The 26597-nt window shown below is 37.0% G+C and carries 29 protein-coding genes; 6 read left to right on the plus strand and 23 right to left on the minus strand.

Translation table 11 applies throughout. The features are described 5' to 3' along the window. Nucleotides 1-32 precede the first annotated feature (32 nt). The 12 genes from AC2VNP_RS02195 to AC2VNP_RS02250 form a co-directional block, all read right to left on the minus strand. Nucleotides 33-197 carry a hypothetical protein gene (locus tag AC2VNP_RS02195; protein WP_486915706.1) on the minus strand — a complete coding sequence of 55 codons (165 nt, stop codon included), beginning with the start codon at nucleotides 195-197 and terminating at the stop codon, nucleotides 33-35. Further along, nucleotides 172-480 (minus strand): gas vesicle protein, encoded by a 309-nt coding sequence (locus AC2VNP_RS02200; RefSeq protein ID WP_486915708.1) that lies wholly within the window; start codon nucleotides 478-480, stop codon nucleotides 172-174. Before AC2VNP_RS02200 ends, AC2VNP_RS02195 begins: the two co-directional genes overlap by 26 nt. A gap of 15 nt (nucleotides 481-495) precedes the next feature. Further along, nucleotides 496-780: a gas vesicle protein K gene (locus AC2VNP_RS02205; protein ID WP_486915710.1), complete on the minus strand. Its 285-nt coding sequence runs from the start codon at nucleotides 778-780 to the stop codon at nucleotides 496-498. A 19-nt stretch (nucleotides 781-799) separates the two neighbouring features. Continuing rightward, the gene (locus AC2VNP_RS02210) at nucleotides 800-1009 is read right to left on the minus strand and encodes a gas vesicle protein (RefSeq protein ID WP_486915712.1); all 210 of its coding nucleotides are present in this window, start codon (nucleotides 1007-1009) and stop codon (nucleotides 800-802) included. Beyond that, nucleotides 1002-1847, minus strand: a complete 846-nt coding sequence (locus tag AC2VNP_RS02215) for a GvpL/GvpF family gas vesicle protein (protein ID WP_486915713.1) — start codon at nucleotides 1845-1847, stop codon at nucleotides 1002-1004. The genes AC2VNP_RS02210 and AC2VNP_RS02215 overlap by 8 nt, the downstream gene beginning before the upstream one ends. A gap of 10 nt (nucleotides 1848-1857) precedes the next feature. Continuing rightward, nucleotides 1858-2106 (minus strand): gas vesicle protein GvpG, encoded by a 249-nt coding sequence (locus AC2VNP_RS02220; RefSeq protein ID WP_486915715.1) that lies wholly within the window; start codon nucleotides 2104-2106, stop codon nucleotides 1858-1860. A 2-nt stretch (nucleotides 2107-2108) separates the two neighbouring features. Beyond that, a complete protein-coding gene (locus AC2VNP_RS02225; protein WP_486915717.1) occupies nucleotides 2109-2864 on the minus strand; it encodes a GvpL/GvpF family gas vesicle protein in 756 nt (251 codons plus the stop codon). Further along, complete coding sequence (gene gvpN, locus AC2VNP_RS02230) at nucleotides 2854-3762, minus strand: gas vesicle protein GvpN (RefSeq protein ID WP_486915719.1); 909 nt, start codon at nucleotides 3760-3762, stop codon at nucleotides 2854-2856. The genes AC2VNP_RS02225 and gvpN overlap by 11 nt, the downstream gene beginning before the upstream one ends. Before the next feature lie 13 nt (nucleotides 3763-3775). Further along, the gene (gene gvpO / locus AC2VNP_RS02235) at nucleotides 3776-4075 is read right to left on the minus strand and encodes a gas vesicle protein GvpO (RefSeq protein WP_486915721.1); all 300 of its coding nucleotides are present in this window, start codon (nucleotides 4073-4075) and stop codon (nucleotides 3776-3778) included. Nucleotides 4076-4100: 25 nt separating this feature from the next. Beyond that, a complete protein-coding gene (gvpA, locus tag AC2VNP_RS02240; protein WP_486915723.1) occupies nucleotides 4101-4319 on the minus strand; it encodes a gas vesicle structural protein GvpA in 219 nt (72 codons plus the stop codon). 456 nt (nucleotides 4320-4775) lie between these two features. Continuing rightward, nucleotides 4776-6071 carry a YheC/YheD family endospore coat-associated protein gene (locus AC2VNP_RS02245; RefSeq protein ID WP_486915725.1) on the minus strand — a complete coding sequence of 432 codons (1296 nt, stop codon included), beginning with the start codon at nucleotides 6069-6071 and terminating at the stop codon, nucleotides 4776-4778. A gap of 120 nt (nucleotides 6072-6191) precedes the next feature. Further along, nucleotides 6192-7265: a YheC/YheD family protein gene (locus tag AC2VNP_RS02250; RefSeq protein ID WP_486915727.1), complete on the minus strand. Its 1074-nt coding sequence runs from the start codon at nucleotides 7263-7265 to the stop codon at nucleotides 6192-6194. Between the two features lie 288 nt (nucleotides 7266-7553). Between AC2VNP_RS02250 and AC2VNP_RS02255 the strand changes: the two genes are divergently transcribed. The 3 genes from AC2VNP_RS02255 to AC2VNP_RS02265 all read left to right on the plus strand — a co-directional run bounded on the left by AC2VNP_RS02255 (nucleotide 7554) and on the right by AC2VNP_RS02265 (nucleotide 9673). Beyond that, nucleotides 7554-7835, plus strand: a complete 282-nt coding sequence (locus AC2VNP_RS02255; RefSeq protein ID WP_486915729.1) for a hypothetical protein — start codon at nucleotides 7554-7556, stop codon at nucleotides 7833-7835. Between the two features lie 499 nt (nucleotides 7836-8334). Next, on the plus strand, nucleotides 8335-8853 hold the full coding sequence (locus tag AC2VNP_RS02260) for a DUF2243 domain-containing protein (protein ID WP_486915731.1): 519 nt from the start codon (nucleotides 8335-8337) through the stop codon (nucleotides 8851-8853). Next, the gene (locus tag AC2VNP_RS02265) at nucleotides 8840-9673 is read left to right on the plus strand and encodes a cytochrome c oxidase assembly protein (RefSeq protein ID WP_486915732.1); all 834 of its coding nucleotides are present in this window, start codon (nucleotides 8840-8842) and stop codon (nucleotides 9671-9673) included. Before AC2VNP_RS02260 ends, AC2VNP_RS02265 begins: the two co-directional genes overlap by 14 nt. Nucleotides 9674-9767: 94 nt before the next feature. Here the strand turns inward: AC2VNP_RS02265 and AC2VNP_RS02270 are convergent, their stop codons facing one another. The 3 genes from AC2VNP_RS02270 to AC2VNP_RS02280 all read right to left on the minus strand — a co-directional run bounded on the left by AC2VNP_RS02270 (nucleotide 9768) and on the right by AC2VNP_RS02280 (nucleotide 12382). Continuing rightward, nucleotides 9768-11087 (minus strand): MFS transporter, encoded by a 1320-nt coding sequence (locus AC2VNP_RS02270; RefSeq protein ID WP_486915734.1) that lies wholly within the window; start codon nucleotides 11085-11087, stop codon nucleotides 9768-9770. Between the two features lie 201 nt (nucleotides 11088-11288). Beyond that, nucleotides 11289-11888 carry a hypothetical protein gene (locus AC2VNP_RS02275; protein ID WP_486915736.1) on the minus strand — a complete coding sequence of 200 codons (600 nt, stop codon included), beginning with the start codon at nucleotides 11886-11888 and terminating at the stop codon, nucleotides 11289-11291. Nucleotides 11889-12094: 206 nt separating this feature from the next. Continuing rightward, nucleotides 12095-12382 (minus strand): AbrB/MazE/SpoVT family DNA-binding domain-containing protein, encoded by a 288-nt coding sequence (locus tag AC2VNP_RS02280; protein ID WP_486915738.1) that lies wholly within the window; start codon nucleotides 12380-12382, stop codon nucleotides 12095-12097. Between the two features lie 251 nt (nucleotides 12383-12633). Between AC2VNP_RS02280 and AC2VNP_RS02285 the strand changes: the two genes are divergently transcribed. Further along, nucleotides 12634-14025, plus strand: coding sequence for a sensor histidine kinase (locus AC2VNP_RS02285; protein WP_486915740.1), 1392 nt, complete (start codon nucleotides 12634-12636; stop codon nucleotides 14023-14025). Beyond that, nucleotides 14003-14680 (plus strand): response regulator transcription factor, encoded by a 678-nt coding sequence (locus AC2VNP_RS02290; RefSeq protein WP_486915742.1) that lies wholly within the window; start codon nucleotides 14003-14005, stop codon nucleotides 14678-14680. The genes AC2VNP_RS02285 and AC2VNP_RS02290 overlap by 23 nt, the downstream gene beginning before the upstream one ends. Nucleotides 14681-14830: 150 nt before the next feature. On the opposite strand, the gene AC2VNP_RS02295 is transcribed toward AC2VNP_RS02290, so the two are convergent. From AC2VNP_RS02295 to cls, 7 genes are all read right to left on the minus strand, one after another. Beyond that, nucleotides 14831-16258 (minus strand): YncE family protein, encoded by a 1428-nt coding sequence (locus AC2VNP_RS02295; protein WP_486915744.1) that lies wholly within the window; start codon nucleotides 16256-16258, stop codon nucleotides 14831-14833. 51 nt (nucleotides 16259-16309) lie between these two features. Next, nucleotides 16310-16516, minus strand: coding sequence for a copper chaperone CopZ (gene copZ / locus AC2VNP_RS02300; RefSeq protein WP_486915745.1), 207 nt, complete (start codon nucleotides 16514-16516; stop codon nucleotides 16310-16312). A 214-nt stretch (nucleotides 16517-16730) separates the two neighbouring features. Further along, the gene (locus tag AC2VNP_RS02305) at nucleotides 16731-19193 is read right to left on the minus strand and encodes a heavy metal translocating P-type ATPase (protein ID WP_486915747.1); all 2463 of its coding nucleotides are present in this window, start codon (nucleotides 19191-19193) and stop codon (nucleotides 16731-16733) included. Nucleotides 19194-19277: 84 nt separating this feature from the next. Then, the gene (locus AC2VNP_RS02310; protein ID WP_486915749.1) at nucleotides 19278-19913 is read right to left on the minus strand and encodes a nitrite reductase; all 636 of its coding nucleotides are present in this window, start codon (nucleotides 19911-19913) and stop codon (nucleotides 19278-19280) included. A gap of 158 nt (nucleotides 19914-20071) precedes the next feature. After that, nucleotides 20072-20332: an SHOCT domain-containing protein gene (locus tag AC2VNP_RS02315; protein WP_486915751.1), complete on the minus strand. Its 261-nt coding sequence runs from the start codon at nucleotides 20330-20332 to the stop codon at nucleotides 20072-20074. Between the two features lie 322 nt (nucleotides 20333-20654). After that, on the minus strand, nucleotides 20655-21353 hold the full coding sequence (locus tag AC2VNP_RS02320; protein ID WP_486915752.1) for a class I SAM-dependent methyltransferase: 699 nt from the start codon (nucleotides 21351-21353) through the stop codon (nucleotides 20655-20657). A 151-nt stretch (nucleotides 21354-21504) separates the two neighbouring features. Further along, the gene (cls, locus tag AC2VNP_RS02325; protein WP_486915754.1) at nucleotides 21505-22953 is read right to left on the minus strand and encodes a cardiolipin synthase; all 1449 of its coding nucleotides are present in this window, start codon (nucleotides 22951-22953) and stop codon (nucleotides 21505-21507) included. 409 nt (nucleotides 22954-23362) lie between these two features. Between cls and AC2VNP_RS02330 the strand changes: the two genes are divergently transcribed. Next, on the plus strand, nucleotides 23363-23587 hold the full coding sequence (locus AC2VNP_RS02330; protein ID WP_486915756.1) for a hypothetical protein: 225 nt from the start codon (nucleotides 23363-23365) through the stop codon (nucleotides 23585-23587). Between the two features lie 375 nt (nucleotides 23588-23962). Here AC2VNP_RS02330 and AC2VNP_RS02335 read toward each other — a convergent pair whose 3' ends face one another. Continuing rightward, a complete protein-coding gene (locus AC2VNP_RS02335; protein WP_486915758.1) occupies nucleotides 23963-26401 on the minus strand; it encodes a hypothetical protein in 2439 nt (812 codons plus the stop codon). Nucleotides 26402-26597 lie beyond the last annotated feature (196 nt).

Below are 26597 nucleotides of genomic sequence, written 5' to 3' on the forward strand. Positions count from 1 at the left end.
AGCCAATTATTAAACAATATCGAGCCTATTAGCTAATCTTCGTCATCAAGTCCTAGCTTAGCTTTGATGTAATATTGTCCTTTAACTCCCTTCTCGTCGTCTTGGATTTCTCCAACAGAAATAGATTTACCGTGTTCGATTAAATCATTAACGATATGTTTCAAGTCCTTCTCAATCCACTTCAGTATTTCTCTCAAATTCTGCACCTTCTTTCAACTGATCGAGCTCTTCTTTTAATAAACGATTTTCTTCTTCCAACGATTTTGCTTTTGTCGATAAGTAAGGATCACTTTCCCACCAATCTAAGCCAATCTCTTTGGCTTTATCTACAGATGCAACAATTAACCGAATCTTGATCGACAGTAGCTCAACATCTGCTAAGGAAATCTTAATATCCCCGGCAATCACAACACCTTTATCTAATATTTTTTCTAAAATTTCTAGGACATTACTCGATTGAGCGGAATGTTGAATAGCCATATGCTCCTCCTTTAGTTAAAGCAAGTTCCCAAGCGGTCCAAGGTCAATGTTTAGTTCCTCGCCCTCTAAATTAAAGGCCTGTTTTAATTCTTCCATCTTTTCTTCAAGTTGCATCAATGTAACTCCTAACTCCTCAATTTGTTGGTCAGATAATGATCCTCCTTCTACCCTTCTAAGTGCTTGCCGTTCGACTAGTTGTCTCAAGAGCTCGATAACAGTCAATACAAGCTTTGCTAAACCTTGTTCAACATTTTCAGAGTTGAAGTTCAATTTTTCACTAGGTAGTATGGACTCCGTCATGTTTGATACCTCCGTAGCCTTACATAGTCTGTTCTTCTCCTCTTATTGATTTTTTACGATTTAAAGACTCCACAGCTGTAACGAGAAGTCGTAAATCGACGTAAACGAGATCGATGTTAGCAACAGATATGAGGATTTCACCACGTATCGCTACTCCCTTATCGAGTACAGCATCTAAAATATCCAGTAAACTAATATCCTTATTTGGATTTAATCGTAACTCATCCAATAGCAATCCCCTCACGATCTATATCGAGAAAATCATAGGGTGGCCAGGGGCCGGTTAAATCGACCTTTATCCCGTACTGTCCAAGGTCTAATTGAACGTTCTCAATGATCCTTCTAAAGTTTTCAATAGCTTCCTCGTTATGAACTAAGTAAACCCCATTCCAAACCATTTCTTCTGGTTTACCAGTCACTTGTTTATTCCATAATTTTTTAGGGCTATAATGATCAGAGTTCTTAAGTAATAAATCGTGAATTTTCTGAACCTCTTGTTCTACATGATGATCAACTGAATCGATTAATGTTTGCTTTAATTTTTTCTTCATTAAAAATTGAGTGCCAGGTGGCATTTTTGCGATCTTTTCTTTCTGCTTTAGTATCGTAGGGTCTTGTTCTTCTAAGAACGAGAGCCACTTTTCTTTTTGGTAGTAGATTTTCACATTCCAGCCAGCTCGGTTTTTAAATCGTGTAAGTAATTGCATAAGTTCATCTTGCTTTTGCTCCAGTTCTTGTCTCAAACGGTCCATATTTGAGTAAATGGTACAAAACTTTAAAGGAACGACTGTACAATCAGTATGAAGAAGAGAGACGATCTCATGGTGATGGGTTGCTTTTACGGAAAGCCATTTTGGATCTTGTGAATTTTTTTCTATGTGATTAATGGAGAGTTCTTCACTCTCTAATTCACAAATTACAGCTGTCAAATGTCCCAATTCTTTAAGAGAAATGTAGTTTTTACTATCTATTCCTACCTGTTCATTTAAATGAATTAAGTTGGTTTCAGACGTTGGAACTAATGCATAGACATAAATCAATCCATCTTTTTTTGTTTCAGCTGTCATAGGAGCCCTCCTATTCTTCTATTTCTTCCGCGTTACTTTGTTCTCTTTCCATCGCGATTTCATAGCGTAGAAGTAACTCTTCTTCTTTTGCTTCGTATTCTTCTTCAGTGATTTCATCCATTTCTAATAACATTTGCAACTGAACCAATTGCTGTTGGATAAATTCAAGATCATAAAGTTCTCGATCAGCCTCCTCTTTAATTTTTTCTCCTACTTTGATAACTGCTTTTAACGGTAGAGTAAAAAGTTTATGAAGCATCGCTATCCCTCCACCTTTAACTTAATATTAATAAAGTTATACGGGGGCCATGGCCCGGTATATTTAAACTCTACTTTCCCAACCCATTTTTGGTAGAGCTGATTGACTTTTTTATCGAATTCACTTTCGACCCCAGAATCTATGAGAAATGCAGCATTTAAGAGCATTCTTTCGTTAATAATGTCATTTTCTTTGGAGGATTCAGCTAGCACCGATAATGGCAAATAGACTTCTTCTACTATTTGTTCCTGAAGCGAGAGGAAAAAATTTCTAGTGAGCTCCCCTAGCCTGATCCGATCATAATAAGCAGCGTTCTTTGATTTTTGTTCAATCGTTTCTTTTAATTTTTTTATTTCAGAGTTTCGTTCAACTTCTTGTTTAAGCCATTCTTTGTTCCCTATAATTTTTAATCCGACTTCGAATTTGTTTTCAATTTTCGGAAAAATTTCTGTAAATTCCTGATAAAGCTTTTTTAATAGAACCAATACATCTTCTTCAGATTTAAAAACGTTACCAAAACTAATTGGAATAACAGAGTGATCTTTCATAACGGTTGAGATGACAGATTGATGAGCAAGGAGGTTTTCTTTTTTCGGTGTATAAATTTTTAGTGGAACTTTGGCAACAACCATGGCAATGTCTTTATAGTGTAGTGTATAGACTTTCGTTTCTTTTAAATCGAACTTGACGGATTGAAAAGTAGTCGGGTCTTCCGTTTTTATCGAACAGAACGTATAGATTCCTGTTTTATTTTTCAAGATCCCACCTCCTTAGAGTGTCCATCAACTCTATAAGGGCTTGTTCTGTTTCTTCTGTATTATAATTAAAAATTGGTTTAAATAAGACATCCTTACAGAGCATTAGAAAGCTTTTGTTGTTAGGATCTATTGTCATTTTCGTTTTTTGTGCAATTGTTGCGATTATAATAGATGATCGAATACTAGGAATTTGGATATTTTTTGTTTCTAATACGGTTCTCGCATAATTTACGATTTTTGCAATTATTTGAGCGTCCTTTTGGGCTACACCTGTTTTCTTTGTAAGAATTAATACCTCGGTTTCCATGTCGTAGCTTTGAAGTTGAAAAGTAATCATTCGGTCTAAGAGTGCGTCTTGGGTTGGGTTTACACCGGTATATTCTTTTGGATTACTAGTAAATATGACTGAAAAGTTGGGATGAACAGAGATTAATTTTTCCTTTGTTTTCTTACCATATAAAGGTAAATATCGTTCTTGAAGTACAGATAATAATAGGTTATTTGTCTCTGGCTTTGAGCGATTGAATTCATCATATATAAAAATCGCCCCTTTTTTAACAGCTTCTAGTAATGGTCCATCCACCCATAATTCTTTTTCTTCTTCGTTTGATTTATAAACGGTATGGATATAGTTATCTATTACTTTCTTTTTCTTAAATCCGGCGACCCCTCCTATCAAGTCTAAATTTCTTAGTTCATGATTTCCTTGAATATACGTATAAGGTCGGTTTAATTTGTTTGAAAGATAAAAGGCTAGTTCAGTCTTTCCGACACCAGTAGGGCCAATCAAATGTACAGGAAATCCTGCTTCAATATAGGTTGTTGCCCTATGGACGATACTTTTTAAATGAGGGGAAAGGATGATAGGGCTTAATCGTTTATCCTCTTTTTGATCCAATTCATTTCCCTCCTTAACCATCAGTAGGTATCGCGCTGCGCGGCCTCATACTTTGTCTTTTAAAAGTAGTGATGTCCAATTGTTTATCTAATTGGACATGGTACACACCAAGCATTTGGTCTTTGGCATGAGATTTCATGTATTCGTTTTCTTCAATAATTTCAACGACAACTTTCCACCCTTTTTCTGTTTCCTCTATGGCTGTAATTTTGTGGACTGGTAGTAGATATTCTTTAAAAAAAGATTTTACTACTTCCAACACTTTAATAATTTCCATCGTCCCACCTACCTTCCAAATATCAAACCAAGGCATAGGCCTTGGTTATTTGGTAATCGTTTTACTCTTCGGGGTCATCATCTTTCAATAATCCGACCGCTTCTGCATATCGTAACCATGTATCTACACTAGCAATGACAACACGTGCTTCGATGGCAAGTAATTCAATACCGACTAATGAAACCCTTGCATACACATCGATAACTACCCCTTTATCAAGTATTCGATCAATTACTTCAGCTAAGCTTGAACTGTCTACACTCTTTTGAACAGTAGCCATGTTCACCCTCCTTTACTTTTGATTAAAGGAATATCCGCTCATACTTTTAGTTACATTTTATGGGCGCAATCAAAATTGGTTACAATGAATATTTCTAGCATTTCCTATTGTTTTATCTTATGTTTTGAGATGTATGAACGTATGGTTGTCTCCCCTCGTTATTACAAATAATGAGGAGATTGCACGTGGATTGTTGTCATTTGTAGAAAGGTTGTGTAGTACTAAAAAGGACCCTTGAAAAAGGGTCCTTAATTTCACTATACATCATCTTTTTTATTAATATCGGATTTACTGTTAATTACGGGTTTATTACGCTCATTAATATCAGTCATGTTCATGACATTGTCGAGGTTGAACTTGTTCTTCGAATGTCGGTTTTACTTCTGGAGACTTGATAGGTTGCCTATTTGTAGCTGTTTACTCACGTTCTCATTTTTATCAAGTAATATATATTTTTCATCCTGTTTCAAAGCCGGCTAGTGCACTAGCATATAGAAATGGATTTTGTATGATTTCCCCTCTTATTAGTGGAAAGCTCTCATATCCATACCTTTTGTTCATTTCCAAAATCCATACGTGGAATTGGTGGTTTAATATAAAGTCAATGGCAATATCACCAAAACATCCGTGTTCATCAAGAAGCTTGCAAGCATTAATACCTACATCTGCTACTTTTTGCTCTAGAAGCGCTGCTTCTTGTTCATCTAAATCAAAAAGCTGTTGGAATGCAACTTTTCCTTGTACGAGGTAGTTAAGGTGGTGTAAATTGGTCGTAATGCTCCCTGGTTTACTGATTCTGGCGACCATCCCTGAAAACTTCCATTGTTTGGTTCCATCTTTTTGAACATACATACGGAAGTCAACATGTCTTGAGTTGTGCTTCACTGAAACTCCTTGTTGGATAAGGTATTTCTTTTTACCTGTAACAATTTTCTGAATTAAGGGATGATCCTCTATTTTTTCTACTCTGGTCATTTGATTATTATTATCAATCACTTGAAAGTCGAAATCATTCCTTTTTACTTCGATGATTCCTTTCCCTTTTGATCCCCTTTTAGGCTTAAGGTATACGGACGAAAATTTAACTAACATTTCCTTCAATTTTGCCATACTATAAAATTCTTGCGTTTCAGGTAAATGCTTTCGAATTTGCTCATTTGGAGATAGCCATTCCCACATTTCCCATTTATTAAAGTAGTGAGAATTAAATATTCGACCGTTCATTTGTTCAAAGAGGTGTTGATTGATCTTTTGAGGAACGGTTACTCTTTTAAAGATGACATCCGGGTAATGAAAAGTTCCAGACTTCCATTTTGCTTCTGTTGCTTCTGTACGCGGTTGAAAATAATATCCTTTAATTTGCTGTATTGCGGTATCAATTTTGGAAACAGTGCTAATTATAATTATTCCGTTTAAAGAAACATATTGCTCTATACGTCTTTTTAATTCGTCTAAACGTTTCATCGATCGTCTAGGCAATAAATATAAAATAACGGGTCCTAGACTGACGCTATTTTCTGATACATTTATTTGATATGAGAGCTCTGTAGGAATAAATACTTCAGACCGCAAACTTTCTGAAAGACCAATAGTTTCGTTAGGGAGGTCTTCATTAAATTGAATTGAAACTTCTTTTTGCCAGGACCCGAAGCTGAAATTTACTTTTCTATTAAAACCTAGTCCATCTTTTTGAAAATGGATAGGCAAATAAATTACATTTTTTTCTTTGGTCTGTACCCAAGATATAAACAAATGATCCCCTCCTTCTAACTTGTGTAAACCATAATATGCAATTCGTATAAAGCCTAACTAGGCTAATAGAGGGGATAATAAGTAAGATTGAACAAAATGAGAGGAAATAACTAGTCCTTTTCAAGTTCTAGACAAGTAACAGGCGTAATCCATGAGCAGGTCATTAGATTTATAATAGATACCACTATCTCCAGCATCGATCCCCATGCGGTGTCGTGGGTTTCGATGATTCATTTCGATTATCCATATTTTTCGGTTACGATCAATGGCTATATCCATTCCTAGGTTCCCTAAGTTAGCACCTAATCCTGCATTTTCTTCTAAATAATTGGCAGCTTCAATTGAGAGTTGTGTGATGGTTTTTCTAAGATCGATTGCAACGGACCTAGGTAAGGAAAGTAAGTTTTGTAATGCCGAATTACCCAGTTTTAAGATTCCATCATTCGTAATAATTCCATTTTTTATCCCTTTTCGTGCGATTAACCCTATATCCTCCCACTCTCCTAATCCGTTCTTTACTAAAATGAGTCTAAAGTCGATCGGATAATCGTTAACATATAAATTAATGACTTCTTGAATGATATATTTACGGTTAAATCTTTTATCTCTAAAGAAATCAAGGAACTCTTCTTTATTTAAATACTTATTTATAGTTTGGTTTTTCGCTTGAGACGTTATGAGAAAGAGGTTTTCTTGCTTTTTCATTTTATAAATTCCTATCCCGTAGCTTTTGTTCATCGGTTTTACTATCGCTTGTTCATGGTCTTCTAGAAACTGCAGTATGTCATCCACAGTGTTAACCTTCTTCGTTAGAGGGATATGATTACACAATCTATGGTGGGTGGATAACCATCTATACACCTTCCACTTTGAAACGGTAAAATTGTTAATCATCTTTCCCCCTACCCTTTTATTAAAAAAGCGTTGCCATTTCGGATTTAGTGAAATTTGATTGATGATAGCATGTGGCATTCGACAGGTGACTTTTATCCAATTTCCTAGTTTGAGACAGTATAAAAATCCATAGATAAGGGTTTGCTGACGTTTGATTCCTTCTAGCGAGAAGGCAACAACCTGTCCAGCTTGAGATGTTCCGGCAAGGTCGATAAGACAGCTTAGTCTTTTCTTTAATGTTTGATTCGTTTTCGCTGCTAAAATTCCAATCATCATCGTTCGATTTTCCTCGTTTCCCATAATGCTCCCTCCTGGTGTTGATCATGCTTTTGTTTCACAGCAAGAACCCCCTTATTCTTCATGTGCTAGCTAAATCAGAGGGAATTTAGCACCATTGGTATATTAATTTCCTCTCTTTATATAACATATGTCACTTCAATAACTAAGGTTTAGACAAAGACTTCTACTACATTTGACTTATTTTGATTAATTCAAACGAACATCTAGTATTTTCTAGGTACTAGAACAAGCGACAGTAGAAAGAAATCATATAGATGGAACTATGTTAAGAGAAAGGAGGTTACGTCAATGGGAAATAACAATAATAACAATAATAACAATAATAACAATAACGGTTGTCCAGACAGCTGTTGTACAGGAAATGAAATTCTATGTATTGGAATTCCATGTCCGATCGATATTGTGTTACTAGGGATTGAACTTCAATTAGAATTACCTTGTGTACGATTAAGTTCTCCTGCTGGTGAATTAACACAAGATCAAATCCAACAATTACTTGGAGTTCTGACTGGAATTCTAGACGCTATCGGAAATATTGGTTTGGGCAACGCTTTAGAGGCAGAAGAGTAATAGGATAGTTAGCAACCTTAAAGGTCAGTCCCTAGTACTAATTTGTAATAAGGTTATAGTTCTAGTAACTATTTACTTTGTTGCAGTGCTAGGGGCTGGCCCTTCTTTTTTGAGACAGTGTTATGTTAGGGATAATTGATAGATTTTAGGTCTATAGTGCTTGGCAAAATAGGATTTTGGTACAAGTATTATATGTAAATATACAGTATTCTTGTGCATCGTTGTTTACATGAAAAAATTCACTAGGTTTCTAGTGGGGGTATATAAGAGTTTAGCGAAACGTCTCTAATCTTTGAGTTTCGTCGTAAATTTGTGTTCCGCCGATATATCCGGAATTGCGCCAATATATTGATTAATATAAAAAAGTTGCGTTAACTTCCTATTAGGCTGTTCTCAAAACAACATGAGACCTGACTATTTTCTTAAAACATGGAGAAAATAGGTAGATGATGTGAAGATGACCTATTTTTTAAGGAACTACACAGCATTGGAGGATGTTATGGAAAAAGATATAGCCAATTCTCATCAAGCCTCGAAGCAAATAAATAGACACCTTTATTCTAGGCGTAATCTTTGGTCAGGTATTTTGTTCGGGCTCGGCTTAATTGCGTTTTTCGATGAAGTCGTGTTTCATCAACTGCTGCATTGGCATCATTTTTATGATTTATCAACAACAAGTGTTGGTTTAATTTCCGATGGTTTATTTCATGCGTTTAGTTGGTTTGCGACAATTGCTGGATTATTTTTGTTTGCCGATCTCAGGCGACGTAATGCATTATGGGTGACTAGATGGTGGGGTGGCGTGTTTCTTGGCGCCGGTGTATTTCAGCTATACGATGGAATTATTCAACATAAGATCATGCGAATTCATCAAATCCGTTATGTAGAAAATGTCATTATTTATGATATCATTTGGAACATTTTTGCTGTTGCTCTTATCATCGTTGGTGTTATTCTCACCTTTAAAACAAGACGAAAAGAAACGGTAGGAGGAACAGTATCAAATGACCCATCATAATCATAATTATCATACGGATGCGAGTCATCTGCACCATACGATTGGTCTTGCACCACAAGTTGTCTTGGCGCTCCCTTTTATCATTGGATTAGTCGTGTATTTAATGGCGGTGTTTGTCTCTAGTCGTAGAGGTAAACCTTGGCCTGTTTATCGAACGGCTCTTTGGGTTACTGGTGCAGTTTGTTCGATAGTAGCTGTAGCGGGGCCATTAGCGGAACAGGCGCATCTGGATTTTAGTGTACATATGGTAGGACATTTACTACTCGGGATGCTCGCTCCCCTTTTAATGGTTCTTGCGGCACCGATGACGCTTATTTTAAGAACACTTCCTGTTCCTTTTGCTAGACGGGTTTCTCGTTTGTTAAAAAGTCGATACGTCCGCTTTGTCACAGATCCGATCGTCGCTTCTTTACTCAATGTCGGCGGGCTATGGATTTTATATACAACCCATTTATATACTGCCATGCATGAATATAGTTGGCTCCATGTTTTGATCCATTTTCATGTCTTTCTGGCGGGGTATGTTTTTACAATTGCTATGATTTACATTGATCCGACTCCCCATCGAACCAGCTTTATTTACCGCTCGATTGTGTTAATTATTGCACTTGCAGCTCACGGTATATTGTCCAAGTTTATTTACGCGAACCCTCCTGCTGGTATCGCTACAGCCGAAGCTCAAACCGGCGGAATGCTGATGTATTACGGTGGAGATGCGGTGGATATCCTGGTTATTTTCATTTTATGTTATCAATGGTACAAAGCGGCTCGGCCGAGGCCGGCAGTTGAAGGGCCTACCTATTCACTTCAGAACAATTGAGAGGCATTTTGGACAGCGCTTGTCATTTCGTAACACATCTAATTAAAGAAGCCGATTTCCTTAACCTAGGAAACCGGCTTCTTTTGAATGAACATTAAGTTGGAGCTTTCTCATTCTCTCGTTTCGTATGGCGTGACCAAATAACGACTGGAATAAGAATGAGGGACAGGATTCCTCCTGCTAACGATAAAAAAGTAAAGCTAGTGTGAGCCATAACCATACCGGATAGGGCCCCACCTGATGCTCCGGATAAGGCGATTAAAACATCCACCGATCCTTGTGTTTTAGCGCGGTTGGACGTGTTCGTCGAGTCAACAATCAGTGCGGTACCACTTATTAAGCCAAAATTCCAACCAAGGCCAAGTAAAGCGAGAGCAATAATCATGACATACAGTGAATCACCTGGAGCTAAAGCATTCACAACACCTGCAGCAAGTAAAGTAGCACCTGAGGCAACGGCCATTGTCATTCTTCCAAACTTATCAACCAGAATTCCTGTAACGAGCGAAGGTAAATACATCGCACCGATATGAATGCTAATGACTAGACCAATTTCACTTAACCCATGACCATGATGTCCCATATGAACAGGGGTCATTGTCATAATGGCCACCATGACAATTTGAGTTAAGACCATGATCGTAGCTCCAACAATGACGCCGCGGTTTTTTCGTATGCTTTCCTCCTCCCTAATTTCAGGGACATCCAGAGTATCCCTTTCTGCCGACTCTGCTAGTGCCTTTGCAACAATCAGCGGATCTGGACGAAGGGAAAACAAAATGACTAAACCAGCTACAATGTAGGCCGAAGCAGCTAAAATAAATGGACCAGCTAATGGAGGTATACCGATCGAAATCGCAAACTCCCCCATCACATGAACTAAGTTCGGTCCAGCAACTGCACCGAATGTAGTAGCAACTAAAGCGATACTTACAGCAGTCGCTCGTTGCTTCGGTGTGGCTAGATCAGTTCCTGCATAACGCGCTTGTAAATTAGTAGCGGTACCGGCACCGTAGATAAATAATGATGCAAAAAGGAGAATTAAATCGCCAAATACTGCTGCAATTAAAACACCAATCGCCCCAATACCACCGACTATAAATCCTGATGCTAACCCATAACGGCGGCCAAAACGTTGCGAAAACCGTCCAACGAGCAGTGCGGCAACAGCGGAACCTAGGGTGAACAAAGCGACGGGAACACCGGCATAGCTGTCAGTTCCGAGCATGTCTTGCACAAGAAGTGCCCCAACTGTAATACCCGCCGCAAGTCCTGCTCCACCAAAAATCTGTGAAATCACAATGATGATTAATGTTCTTTTATATAATTGTCGCTGTTTTTCAGGCGAATGTATGTATGGTTCTACCCGAGGAGAGAGTTTCTTTTCTAATGTTTGTTCTTTGTTATTAGACATCGCTTTTGATACTTTCCCTTACATATTAGAAGTTTAAAATCTTGCCTGATATCGATCTTCATGTTGCCCTCCAAATTTTTCAAGTTTAATAGTTTTAGTTTAAACTGTTAATATTTTTCGGGCAACAGAAATGTCTTCAGTTCTCTCTCCTTAACAGTTAAGGTTGGAGGAAAACCAGGGGTGTTCATGATGGTATCGATGTCAATGATTTCGTTGTAGATGGTCATGTTGGTGTCCTTCGTGGTGGTGTTCTGAATGATTTTCCGTACGAGCATTATCTTTACTTAATTCAAAGCCAAATAGTAAATAACTACCTAGCCCAATTATCACTAGGCTTGGAGTTAATAGTAACGAGATCTTATTCGATTTTCGTCCTTCATTTTCATTGGGACTTAGTACAAAGAATAATAGAATCGAACAAGCTAAAAACGTTAACAAGATCATTAACATCGTTGAGGCTTGAGGTACAGAGATCATTTCCCCGAGCATGGCTCCCATCATACTTCCCATTAAACCAGCCATTGCTCCTTCAATCGATGACACGATTCCAAAACATATTCCGCATAATACGCCTATCGTTATACCAATAAAAATCGAAAGCACAGTAGATAGAAATAAGTTTCCTTGATAGAGGACACCAAATAGGACACCAACGGTTAAGCCGATGTTCATCGCAAAAGTCATGGCTAGAACCATTTTGTACATCGGGAGCAGTCTGTCCTTTAGCATAAATGAGATGATGATAATAAGCACTGTTATAAGTAAGAGGCTGATTGAAATGTAAATATAAAATGGGTTCAAGATACCCCCTCCTTGCTTATACTTATGACAGAAAATCGGTGTACATGCAGTGGGAGTTTTAAAATAAATAGTAAATAATTAGATTAGCGTCAGTATAAATAAAGCGAAAACACGTGGGAATTATTCTCACGTGTTCCATAGCAAATTTTATTATGTCAATTGTCGCCGAGTTATTTTGTTTGTCAAACGGCTCTAAGGTTATTTGCCTAACGATCTCTTCGTAAATACACCTTTTCCCCTATTCCTTCAATGATAAAGTGTTCATTTGCATTTATTTTTAATAGATTTCGAATTTCCTTTGGGATCGTGATTTTTCCTTGGTGAAAAACGCACTGATTATGTGTGGTCTCATCTTTGGATGGCTCGATTATAATTGATCTATCTTTATGATGAATATAAACGGAGTATAATTTTCCGTTCATCAAATTGAGTTGGTCTCGAATCTTCTTTGAAAAGTTAATGATACCTCGGTTCGATATTTTACAAATATTCATTTTAAATCACCTTTAATACTAAAAATATTTATAATAAGCTTAACAATAATCCTTGAAGAAAATGTGCAGATTAAGTAGTAAAATTATAGTATTTTATATATTGGTTCTGTCTTTTCGGTTTGCTGCATATTTTCTTGACATTTTCCAGCTAAAATTAGTCTTAGTCGTCTTATTAAGAGGATGATGGTGCTAAATCGTGCATCTGTTGATCATACTCAATGAAAACTAAGCCATTGGTAAAGGTGAATAATATGAAATTCTCGATTAAATTAGGTTTATGGTTCTTTGTTTGTATTCTCATTATTGAGTCTGTTTCCATGTTATTTCTACATAACACGGTCGTTCAATCCCTCGTAGACGAAGAGCTTCACTCATTACAGGCAAGAGGAAATAGCCATCGTGATGTATTAGAAATGTCGTTTAATTATGAGACGCTTCATCACATCGCGATGATGGAAGATCAAACAGATACCGAAGTAGTGATTACTAGCTTAACTGGGGAAGTTGTGGAAGCTTCTAGTAAAATTGATGATGGAATTCAATTTATCTTGCAACAAGAATTCGTTAATCTACCTAGAGATGGACAAGTACTTCAAGCCGACTGGAAAGATCAAAAATATATTGCAACAGTATCACCATTTGATGATTCTCAAGGAAATCAAGGGTATGTATACATGTTAAAAAGCAATAATCTGATTCAAGCTTTTATCGGGAAGTTAAATGATCACTTTTTAGTAGCTGTTGCACTCATTCTCTTTTTCCTTTTAGTAACGATTATTTTGTTACTAAAGGTGTTAACTCGACCACTTATTTCGATGAAAGAAGCAACCAAGAAATTAAGTACCGGTGATTTTTCAGTAACACTCCCAGTGAAGTCTAATGATGAGATTGGTGAATTATCGAAGTCGATCCAGACTCTAGCGAATGATCTAAGTTACTTAAAAAAAGAGCGAAATGAATTTTTAGCTAGTATCTCTCATGAGCTTCGGACACCACTAACGTACATTAAAGGTTATGCAGACATCGGAAGAAGAAAAACGTTATCAGAAGACGAACGAATGCACTACCTTACCATCATTCATGAAGAATCAGAACATGTTCATCAGTTGTTACAAGAATTGTTTGAACTAGCTAAAATGGATGAAAATATGTTTACTATTCAGAAACAATTAGTCCGTGTTAACGATTTTGTATCTATGATCTATGATAAAGCTCGTCACGTGTTTTTAGCTCAAGGTCACCAACTTGAATTATATTGTCGAGGTGACTGGACGGTCGAAGTCGATCCTCGTCGATTTGAACAAATTATTTTAAATTTATTAGATAATGCGCTTAAATACTCAGAGGAACATTCTGTTACGAAAATCAACGTGAAGAAACACAACGATGATATTCTAATTTCAATTAAAGACGAAGGTCAAGGAATTCCTAGTGAAGACTTACCTTATATTTTTAATAGATTATATCGAGTTGATAAATCACGGTCTCGTTTAACAGGTGGATTTGGATTAGGATTGTCTATTGTAAAAGAATTAGTCGAAGCCCATAATGGTACGATTTCTGTAGAAAGTCAATTAGGTGCAGGCACTTGTTTTACTATTCGTTTGAAGGAGAGTTTTGATGAAGACAGTTTTACTCATTGATGATGAAAAGAGGATGCTTGATCTCTTAGAATTATATATTACCCCTTATGGGTATAAGTGTATTAAAAAAACGTCAGGAAAAGAAGCCATTTCGGTAGTACAGGAACAAAGTGTAGATCTTATTTTATTGGATATCATGATGCCTGAAATGGATGGTTGGACTACGTTAAAACATATTCGTGATTTTTCCCATGTTCCGATCATTATGCTAACGGCTCGAAATGATAAAGGTGATATTGTAAAAGGTTTAAAGACTGGTGCAGATGACTATGTATCCAAACCTTTTGATGAAGAAGAACTACTTGCTAGAATGGAAGCAGTTATTCGACGAACGAGTCGTGACACCGAGGATGATACCTTATCTTTCCTTGGTTTAACCTTTGATCCTACAACCGTCGAAGTTCACTATAAAAACATAAAAATACCGATGACACCGAAAGAGTTTGCACTTCTTGAATTATTTTTAAAGTACCAAAATAAAGTCTTTTCTAGAGAGCATCTCCTGTCAACACTTTGGGGTCTAAAAGTAGATACAGAAGACCGAACGATTGATTCGCATATTCGAAATTTAAGGGAGAAATTACGTAAACAAGGATTTCCTGTTGATGATCATTTAAAAACGGTATGGGGAATTGGTTATAAATGGAGTTCATGATCCTTGAGGGGGTGTTTACTTCTTGTCCATCGTAATTGTAACTTTAAAAGAATGACCTGGGATTGGAATGACTTGAAAAACATTAGCTTAATGTCTGATAAAATAAAACCCTCTAAAAACAGAGGGTTCTATTTAGTAAGTAGTAATTCATTATTCAAATAAAGGAATCTCAACTTTTTCTGTTTTAATAAATGAAGAAATTTCTAGATATAAGCGTTCATCAGCGGTAGTGAGTAATGGTGTATGATCCATCGTTTTCTCAAAGATGGCTAAAAAAATAGGATGATGTGAATCGTTATTTAAAACGAACCATTCAAATACAGCCAAGTTCTTATCGCTCCCATTTGTAAGGGAAATCATCTCCGTCCACGGTAACGTAGTTAAATCACCAGAATGTGTTGTTAAATTAATCTGGATAGCATAATAATCAAACAAATCTAGAGTTGTCTGATCTAGTATCTTTAAGACATCGTCATCTATATAAGGTGAAAGTAGGTTTACTTCAAGATCAACACCATCGATATGTTGTTTGGTTTCATGTGAAAATGTATCTTTTCTTACTTCTATATCTATGTCACTCTTTACAAGTCCTTTTAATGTCATTTCATGAGGTTCCTTTCCTAATGGAAGGCTATTCTTAACTTGACGTTTTTTGGTGTCGATAACAGAAAGGTCGTTGGACTGTCGGTGTGTTACAAATGCCCACGTACCATCTACTGAAAAAGAGATATGATTAGGGTAACTACCTGTATCGATTGTTTCTAAAATAGTAAAAGAATCACTATCGATTACGGTCACATTATTAGAGTCATTATTAGCAGTCCATACTTGTTTACCGTCATGGGAAACGTTCACTCCATGTACTCCTTCACCAGCAAGTAGTTCATCAACGACTTCAAATGTAGACATATTTATCTTTGAAATGCTATTTGAACGTACATTGGCAGAATACGCATAGTCCAGGGTCGGGCTTAGTGCTACTTCATTTGGAACTTCTCCTACATCAATCGTAGCTAGATTTTGGAAAGTATAAGCATCGATCACACTTACTGTATTTGAATTTACATTTGCAACCCACACTTGGGAACCATCAACGGAGACAGAAACGTGCGCTGGCCCATTATCTGTACTAATAAAAGCCGTAGTTTCAAACGTGTCAGTATCAATTACAGCTAAAGACCCACCTTCTTCTCCTAATCCAGCCATTAATGAGATATATAAGTAGTTTCCGGAAGGATGGATATCAATACCGTGAACTCCTTCTTCAAATCTCGCTTCACTTATAATCTTATGACTTTCAGCATCAATTGCTAAAACACTTTTTCCTGAAAAACCTGTACCTGTGTAAATGGTTTTTTCATCTGGTGAAATGGCAATCCCATGAGAAAGTTGCTCATAGTCTAAATCGATCACTTTTTGTGTATCCTCATTATTGATGTCGACTACGGAAATAGTACCATCTCCAGCATTGGCTACATAAAAAACAGGTACATCTGCTGTAGAGGATGAAGTAGCACATCCTATAAGTATTGTACTGCTTAAAAATAGACTCCCTAAAACATATCCAATTTTTCTCATCACAAATCCCCCAGTAGCTCTCATGTCTTTTTACAATACGATCTTCTTACCTTAAAGAACTTCATAACCTAGATCTTCAATTTCTTCTTTCAGTTTTTGAATGGTTACATCGTTAGTCGCAAATTGAACGGTTACCATTTTATTTGCTAAATGGACTTGTACTCTTTGGACTCCCTTAATCTGTGTTAAGGCTTCTTCAATTGTTGAAACACAATGCCCACAACTCATTCCCTCAACTGGTATAGTTACATCCTTCATAATAAATTCCTCTCCTTCACTTTTATATGATAAATTAATTCCTTACCTACAAATTACCAACAAAATATGGAGAAATTATCGAGGTGGTCCTGTATTTCATGAATGACACAAAGTATTAATATTTATCGTGGGCATTAGCTCCAGTGAGTTCATTAACTGGACCATCCATCAAAAAAATGGTACTTTATCAATAAGATAAAGTACCATCTTCCTATTACACAGTGCTTGATTTAAACTTTCTTAGTCGTAAAGTATTTAATACGACTGATACGGAACTAAATGCCATGGCAGCCCCAGCTAACATAGGGTTAAGTAGTATCCCGAAGAAAGGATATAATAGCCCAGCGGCAACTGGAATGAGAACGATGTTATAGCCAAACGCCCAACCGAGGTTTTGCCAAATCATTTTCATCGTTTCTTTAGATAGGCGCAATGCAGTAACAACACCTAAAATATCTCCGCGCATTAAGGTAATATTTGCAGTTTCCATCGCCACATCGGTTCCGGTCCCTATTGCAATCCCAACATCAGCTTGAGCTAGAGCTGGAGCATCATTAATCCCGTCACCAACCATGGCGACGACTTTCCCTTGATCTTGCAGCTTTTTAACTTCTGCAGCTTTATGTTCAGGAAGTACCTCAGCAATGTAATGATCGATCCCTGCTTCTTTGGCTATTGCTCTTGCGGTACGTTTATGATCACCCGTTAACATGATTACTTCAATACCCATACCTTTAAGCGCTGTGATCGCAGGTTGGCTTCCTTTTTTCAATGTATCTGCGACAGCAATGATCCCAGCAAATTGGCCGTTTACCGCAACATACATTGGTGTTTTTCCTTGATCAGCTAAAGTAATTGCTGTTTGTTCATAAGACTCGAGCTCAATGTTAAACTTCTGCATTAACTTAATATTCCCGATTAACACTTCTTGACTGTTTAAGGAAGCGATCAGTCCATGACCGACAATGGCTTCAAACGAATCAGGTTCAGCCATCTTTATTCCCTTTTCTTTTGCTGATTCAACGATTGCTTCCCCTAATGGATGCTCAGAAGCTGTTTCAACGGATGCTGCCATAGTCAATAATTCATGCTCAGATAAATGGCCTGCTGTAATTAAATCGGTTAATTTTGGTTTACCTTCTGTAATGGTTCCGGTTTTATCTAAGATAATCGTGTTAATTTTATGAGCTCTTTCTAAACTCGTAGCATCCTTGATTAAAATCCCGTTTTCTGCTCCCTTTTCTGTCCCAACCATGATGGCTGTTGGGGTCGCTAACCCTAAGGCACAGGGACAAGCTATAATAAGCACGGCGATAAAGGTTGTTAGAGCGAAAATAAGACTTGGATCTGGACCAACAAAATACCAAACGATAAATGAAAGAAGAGCAATGATGACAACAGTTGGTACAAAATAAGCGGAAATTAAATCGACAACTCGTTGAATCGGTGCTTTTGATCCTTGAGCTTCATTTACCATTCGAATGATTTGAGCTAAAGCCGTTTCTCTTCCTACTTTGGTGGCCTGAAAGGTAAAACTTCCAGATTTATTAATGGTTGCACCAATCACATGATCTCCCACTGTTTTCTCTACTGGAATCGATTCTCCTGTTAGCATTGATTCATCGACCGCAGATTTTCCTTTTAAGACGACACCATCAACTGGAATTCGCTCCCCAGGTCTAACGAGCACGTGATCCCCAATCTTCACTTCTTCTACCGAAATTTCAAGTTCATTTCCATTACGAACCACTCTAGCCGTTTTAGCTTGTAAGCTCATTAGTTTTTTAATAGCTGTCGATGTTTTCCCTTTTGCTTTTGCTTCAAAATACCGGCCAAGTAGAATTAACGTAGTGATTACGGTTGTAACATCGTAATATAGTTGATAAGGAAACCCCATTTCCGTTAATTGGGCTGGAAACAAGGTCATCGCGCCACTGTAAAGCCAAGCCGCAGTTGTACCCATGGCTACTAGAACGTTCATGTCTGCTGATTTATTTTTCAACACTTTGTAGCTGTTTTTGTAAAAACGCCAACCTGGTACTAATTGGATATAAGTCGTTAAGACTAGGAGGAAAATGGGATTTGCTAAAAAGTCCGGTACCCACGTACCCCAACCGTGCATCATGTGAGGAATACTTCCAATTAAAACGATCGTAGTTAAAACAGCGGCTATTGAAAAATCTTTAAATAATGTTTTTGTTTCTTCTTCGTTATCATCTCTTTCATCCATTTCATTACGCTCATCAAGTAACGCTGCTTCGTAGCCGATTTTTTCAATTGCTTGAATAATTGCGTCCGCCTCAAGAACTCCTTTTTCTCCTTCGACTTGAGCTTGATGAGCAGCTAAATTTACATTTACCTTCGTAACTCCATTGACCTTAGAGATCATTTTTTCGACTCGATTGACACAAGATGCACACGTCATTCCTTTTATAGAAAACAGTAACTTTCTTTGTGGCTCTTCGTCATCTATTCTTTTCGCATCGTAGCCTAGCTTCTCAATAGCTGTAAGGATTTGCTCGGCTGTTACTTGATCATTCACATCCACTTGAGCTTGGTTAGAGGCTAGGTTTACATTGACTGCATCGACTCCGTCTACCTTAGCTATGACTTTTTCTACGCGGTTCACGCAAGACGCGCAGGTCATTCCTTTTATAGTAAAAAGCATTTTGCCCATTAAAATTCCCTCCTTTACATGTTGATTTTCAATTTTAGATACCTCTTAAGGGTATTTGTAAAAAGCAATTGATTAATGCTAAAATTACTGTTCGAATATTTGGTTTCGTAAATGATCAAAACCATAACGATGAACAAATTTATAAAAAGGTTCTCGCTTTTTGCCGTGTTCAGCATAAATGTCTAATAATTGATCAACAACTTTATAAAGCTGATCGGGTACCAGTTCCATTTCAAATAATTTTCCTGTTTCGGCATCAGCACCTTTTGTCTTTCCGCCAATATAGAGGTCGTATTCGTTCTTGCCAACTTTCATTACACCAATATCATTGATCAGCGGTTCACCACAGCCAACCTCACAGCCTGTATAAGCAGGACGCAAAGTAAATGGTACGGGCTTCCCTGCGATTCGTTTGTTTAATTCAATTGCTACAGGCATACCTTCCTCTTCAGCGCCTTTACAAAAATTACACGTTCGTAAACTTTTTACGAAATTTCCGACAGGATAACAGACTAAGCCTACCTCATTAAATTTCTGTTCGATTGTCGTTTTTTTGCTTTCTGGCACTTCAATGTATAGTTGTTGAAATGTAGTTAGTTCGATTTCAGAATGATCATCCATATATTCAGCGATCACTAGCAATTGTTTCGCATTCAATTTGGCCCCAAAGGAAACTCCGGCATTGACAGCCAGCTTTATCATTTTTTCTTCTTTTACCATATAATACCCCACCTTGATTTGGTTATAGTTGTTATGTCGTGTTGCTTCAAACTTACTATACCCCAGTATGGTATGTCAATAAAAACTAGAATACCTGTTTGTTACAGGTGAAGTAACATATAAAGTTTATTGTAACGTGGGTGGGGTAATATTTGGACTTAAACACCAGTTTCTAATGTTTTTTTCATTCGTTTGTATTCTTCTTCATTTATCTCACCTTTAGCAAACCGTTCATTTAGAATAGATACCCCACTTATTTCTTTCTCTATCGGTTTATCTTTTGAGAATGTCTTGACTAGATAGATAATAAAATAGATACCCCCGACTAAAACGGCAATGTGAAACAACATCATCATGATCATAGATGTTGTACCTATTCCACTCATCATCCAATTGAAATGTTCCCCATAATTCATCATTTTCAAGCTCCCCTAACTTCGTCGTTTTTTATTTATCCTTTACTGAATTTAGCAAAAAAGTATCGAGAAAGTATGGAGAGAAAATTTATCCATAATTTAGTCACAAAATCTGTAAATCTAATGTTGGTTTATATGAATTGAATCCAGAGGTGATTAAGTACCAACATTTTTGCAAAAACGAAAAAGATCCGCTCAACATTTGTCGGATCTATTTTTCAATGTATGTTTTGAAACTGCCTTATGTCTTCTCAGATCTTTAATTACTTACAATCGGTGGAATCCACGATCTATTGTTGAAGACTTGAATGAGAAGATCCTTACTTTACTTTTTAGCTTTTATAATGCTAGGAAAGATGCTGGATTGATGGAAGATCATTAACTTTTCATGCTCTGTAAAAATTTGATGGACTTCTTTATCAATCGAAGGTGATGGTTGAAAGTCGGTCGTATTTTTTGCATTGCTTTCGTCCATTTTAAAACGATCAATTTGTATGGCTGAGAACTGAACATCTTTAAGTGCTTTCTTCCAATCTTCCTTTGTCATTACTTTTTTTAGTAGATAAAATTTTTTAATTTCCTTTAAGTCATAAGTCGCTAATGTACCATCATGTGTCATCTCAATCGCAAGCAGCTTTCCGCCTTTTTTCAACACACGATAAAATTCTTTTAGCGATTGCTCAATGTTCGTAAAAGCAGTAACGGATTCAGAGATCACAAAATCAAAGTGTTGATCTGGAAAAGGTAAAGCTTCTGAGTTAGCCATGACCGCTTGAAGAGGTAGTTCTAATTGTTTAAACCGCTCATTAGCTTTTTCGATCATTAGCGGATGAATGTCGCATGCTGTTATGTGACATTGAAATTTCTTATAAAAGTAAGCTGAAGTTTGACCTGTCCCACAACCTATATCTAACACATGAGAATGGGCATCGACTTTTTCGGCTTTTATTAAATTTTCCGTTAAGGACAACCCACCTGGATGGGCTCCTCCCACCCCTAATTTCGCCAGTGCATCCATGTACATTTCGATAACTCCTTTTACTACGTTTGCTTACTTATATGAATGGGAGGTTGCGTAAGTTCCTGTACATCAACTGAGAATTTTCGTATTAAAAAAGGCGCCTACCTCCTACGGAAAGAGCGCCTTATACTCATGTGTTTAATATGAGGTTTTACTATAGAATTGGTGACAACAATCTTGAAATCGACTCTTTAAAACGGATCACTTTCGAACGCTGATCATATAGTTGCTGCGTTAACTCGGTACACAATTCCATATCTTTTTCAAACTGATCGGCTAATTGTTCGGATGTCTCCTTGTCATAGATAAAAGCATTTACTTCAAAGTTCAACTTAAAACTTCTCATGTCAATGTTTGCTGTACCGACGGAGTTAATTTTACGGTCAACGACTAACATTTTTGCATGGATAAATCCTTCTTCATAAATAAATACTTTCGCACCGGTTTTTAAAAGTTCACCCACATGGGAGTATGTGGCCCAATAAACAAACGGGTGATCGGGACGGTCTGGGATCATTATACGGACATCTTTCCCTGATAAAACAGCGATTCGTAAGGCATCAAGAAGGCTTGGATCAGGTATAAAATAAGGCGTCTGAATATAGATTGAATGTTTGGCGGACATAATCATATAAATATAGCCGTTTTTTACTTGCTCCCATTCAGAATCTGGTCCGCTGGAGACGATTTGCATCGCTGCTCTCCCGGTACCGATTTTCTTTGGAAAATAATGAGGGTCATAATTGATAAAATATTGCTTGGATGCTTGGTTCCAATCTAAAATAAATCTTTTTTGAATCGAGTCAACAGCCGGTCCAGTAATTCGTAAATGTGTGTCTCTCCAATATCCGAACCTTTCGTTCAACCCTAAATACTCATCGCCGACGTTAAAACCGCCAATATAGCCGACATACCCATCGATGTTTACTAATTTCCGGTGGTTTCGATAGTTAAGACGTAAGTTAATGGGTGCGAGCTTCGATGGAAAAAAGACACCGATCTCTCCCCCAGCTGCTATTAATTCCGAAAAATGTTTTCGCTTTAATTTACGTGAACCGAGTTCATCATATAGCACTCTAACTTTCACACCTTCTTTGGCTTTTTCCACGAGTGCTTGAATGACTTGTTTTCCTAGACCATCATTTTTAATAATATAGTATTGGATATGGATAAAGTCCTTTGCTTGCTGAATATCTTCCAATAATGTATCGAACTTCTTACGTCCATCAACAAGAATTTCAATGTCATTTCCCTTTGTTAACATTGAGTCATTATTATTTAAGTGCATATAAATTAAATCTTTATATGCCTCTGTCGTTTCGTTATCAAATGGAAACTCCGAATGTTTAATTTGACTGATTTGTTCTGCAATCACACGATCTATACCGATCTTCTTTGTTCCATCTGTATCAAACAATCGTTTTCGTGTTAGATTTTGCCCGAGAAACAGATAAATAATAAATCCGAGAAAAGGAATAAAAAATAAAATTAAAATCCATGCCCACGTCGCACTAGCATCCTTCCGCTCAATGAAGATAATGACTCCCGCAAAGAGCATATTGATGATAAACATGACAGCGACTAATATCGAATAAATTCCCATGTGTCATTTCCTGCCTTACCATAAATTTCTTCATTTCCATTCTACCATGTTTACACAGAAAGTTCTCCCTAATTAAAGATCTGGTATGTGAACCACACGTATTCTCTCCTCTCTTTCCCTTTAGTTATCGCTTTTTTAAATTTTTGTTTTGGCCATTAGGTAATTAGTTATAGCTTTCCATTAAACGTTTTTACTACATATCCCTTCCAATTAAAACCCATGCTACTACTATATTCTCAATTATTAACGATCTTTCCTTTTACCCCCTAAAATCATTTTTTCTATTCGAATAGTTATGTAAAAGACCTGCATTTCTTCAAGTTTTTTTAAGTTGGAATGCTGAAAAGAGATCTCAAAAATAGGCATATGAATTACATAAAAAAATCCACAATCGATAGGAGAAAAAACGATGATATCAAACCTGATGTTTACCCCAAGACAACCATTAGTGAGAAAACCGAAGCACACATTAGCTGCATTTGATAAGCGTCAACGTCGTCAACAGAAACAACAACCGAGTGTTCTTGAAAAAGCAGACAAGCAAGCTACAACATACACAGCGAAAGTGGAATTTACTAATTATGGCATTCAACCACTTCGTCAGGAAAGCAGATTTTTGGATGTAAAAGTGTAAGTGGTAGATTAAACTGGTCATTATTGTAAGATGTAGTGCTATTGTTTTCTACTAGCAGGATAGATAGTCCAAAACTTGTTGTGGACACAGTTTGGCAAATAAATAGGTGAAATCGGACAATAAATCTTTCAAACCGGACAATAAAATTAAAAAACGGACAATAAACTAGCGAATTCCGACAATATACTGGTGGTTGCAGACAATAGACTACTGTGATTAACTGAATAAACTCTAATAGCATATCCAAGTGATACTAGATTACAGCTAAAGAGGTTCACTCGGGACGAAATCGCTGAAATCTCCGTTAAAACATTCATTTCCGGAATAAAAAAAGGTATGTACGCTAAAGCTTGTACATACCTTTTCCTATTTTACTTAAGCTGCATTTTTTTGCTCGCTTTCTGAAATTCCGTCTAACAATTGAATATCAAGAACATCAATTGGTACTCCATCGACCTGTAATCGCCCTTCTAAAATGGTAAAAAGCTTGTTAAAGTAAATGATATCCCCGAATGTGTCAACGTAGTATAATTGATAATCACCATCAGGAAGACGGAACTTGTAAGTACCATTATCATAAATCCAACTATCATACCAATTCATCTGTTCACCTAGATCATTTACAGACAGGACAGCTACATATCCATCTTTAACAATTTTATCCCCTGAAAAAATGGTACCCGTCAATGTCACTGGTGCAACTGTAATCTCAAGCTGATCTACCCTCTCACCGCCGATGTATAATTGTCCATTTACAATACTAAACTGGATTGCAGGCCAATCCGTTGTTCCATCTGATATATAAACAAATATGGCTTCATACTCGCCATCAGGTAAACGGAATTTAAATGCACCGTCTTCTGCCCAACTCCAGTAAAAGTTCACTTCATCAGCATCTCCGATCGACATGACCTCGACTCCACCTGAAACCGGCTCACCTTCATCCAAAAGCAGACCTGTTAACGTAATAGGTGGAACATTGACTACTAGTTTTTCTTGTAAGTTATTGTTTTGATAAAGCTTTCCGTCACGGATGGTAAATGGTACATTTAAATGTGCACTTGTGTCATCATACAGGTAAACCGATTCAACTAAATAGTCTCCGTCGGCCAAGCGCATCGAAAACGTGCCATCTGCTTCGAGCCATTTCCAATAATGTTGAGTACGATCCTTTGTAGCAATGACTAAATCACCGAAGTTTACAGGTACACCGCCATCGAGGACAACGCCATGTAAACTCATTGGCGGTACATATAGTTCGTACATCGATTGTTCTTTTCCATCAACATATAACTTGCCGTCTCTGATTTCAAAAGGTGCGTAAACGGCAAAGTCCCCATTTTCCTCATAAAGATAGCCGCCATTGATTGAGTAGAAACCATCCGATAGACGTAAAGAAAACAAACCTTTACTGTCCGTAGAAGCAAAGAAGGACTCGTAATAATCATCGTCCTCTTCTAATTTTCGTTCCACATACACATGTCCCTCGAGTGTTTGGCCATTTTCAATTAGCTTCCCAGTAAAAGTAACAGGTGGTAGTGTAATATTGAGTGATGGTTTTCCGTTTCCATCTTGAATGAGTTTCCCATTTCGGATTTCAAACGGAATAGTCAAATAATTATTTCTTGTTGCTTCATCTACTGAGATCACTTGGTAGAAGCCATCATTTAAGCGGTATTTAAATTGCCCGTTTTCATCGACTGGAGCACCATACCATTCGATATACTCTTCCCCATCATATTCAGCAAAAGTTACATAAGCATTTGTAACTGGTTTTTTTCCATCTAGGAGGGTTCCCTTTAAGCTTAAATCAGGTACTGTAATTTCAAGTGAAGGAACTGCATTACCTTCAATAATTATTTCACCGTTAACTATTTCGAATTTTAAGAATTCCCATGCTGAGTAAGTTTGGTGATAAATACTAATCGTATAAAGACCATCTGATAATTGCCTAAGGTGGAAGTTACCTTTGTTATCAGTAACTACATATTCAATAAATTCATAATCGTAGTGTTGCTCGTCTAGTACTTGTTCAAGAATAATGGAAGCTTGAGAGATTGGTTTCGTGCTATCCTTTACACTTCCCTTATATATGCTTTTAGGTAGTTGAATATCTAGAGATGATACGATTTCATCATAAATATAAGTATCCTTACCTTCTACGGTAAAAGGAAGATCATATGGGTAGTATCCTTTGTCGATACTAACCCCGAAGAGCAAGTAGTTTCCATCTGGTAATGAAGCTGCAAAAGTTCCATTTCCTTTACTTGAAACGGTATAAAATTCCTCATATTCACTTTCCATGTTAAAGATTAAGAGGTCACCTTTTAATCCTTTTTCCCCATCATTTAACTGACCTTGAACGTTTAGTCCTGACTTAGACTGAGGAGATGATAGCTTCTTTTTGTTTGGAATTTGAATTTCATTTTTCTTTGATGAAGTTATTGCCCCCTCTTCAACAGAAAACGTAGCTTCGGTATTAAACCAAGTTTGGTCGTCCGTCTGTATGGCTCTAACAGCATAGTTCCCGTCTGTCAGTTTCGTTTGAAAGTTTCCATTTGTATCAGTCATAACATACTTCCAATTTGAGTTTTTATCTTTAGATTGAATTAGAAGCCTAGCATTTTTCGTTGCATGAATGCCTTCTCTTACCTTACCTATAATCTCCTTGTCATCTTGTTTCATTTCCATGGGTGACATGTGGCTGTTTAGTAATTTGGAATTTGATTTCGCATATCCACTTCCTCCAAATGATACGCTTAGAAAAATAGCTACTAGCAACATAATGAATATTCTTTGTTTTGGACTATTCACTTTTCGTCTCTTCCCTTCAAGGATATTAAAATATAAAACTACAAGATCCTCCTATCCACTTGACTCAAACGCAAGGTAAATAATTCCACTATCAGGAATACTTATCCTTTTAATTTTTTGCTAATTTATCAAAAAACAAAAAAATGAGGAAGGAGTAACGGTTCTAAATGTTAGTGGTAAGCTACTAATGATCTAT

The organism is Alkalihalobacterium sp. TH-98 (genome assembly GCF_057473385.1).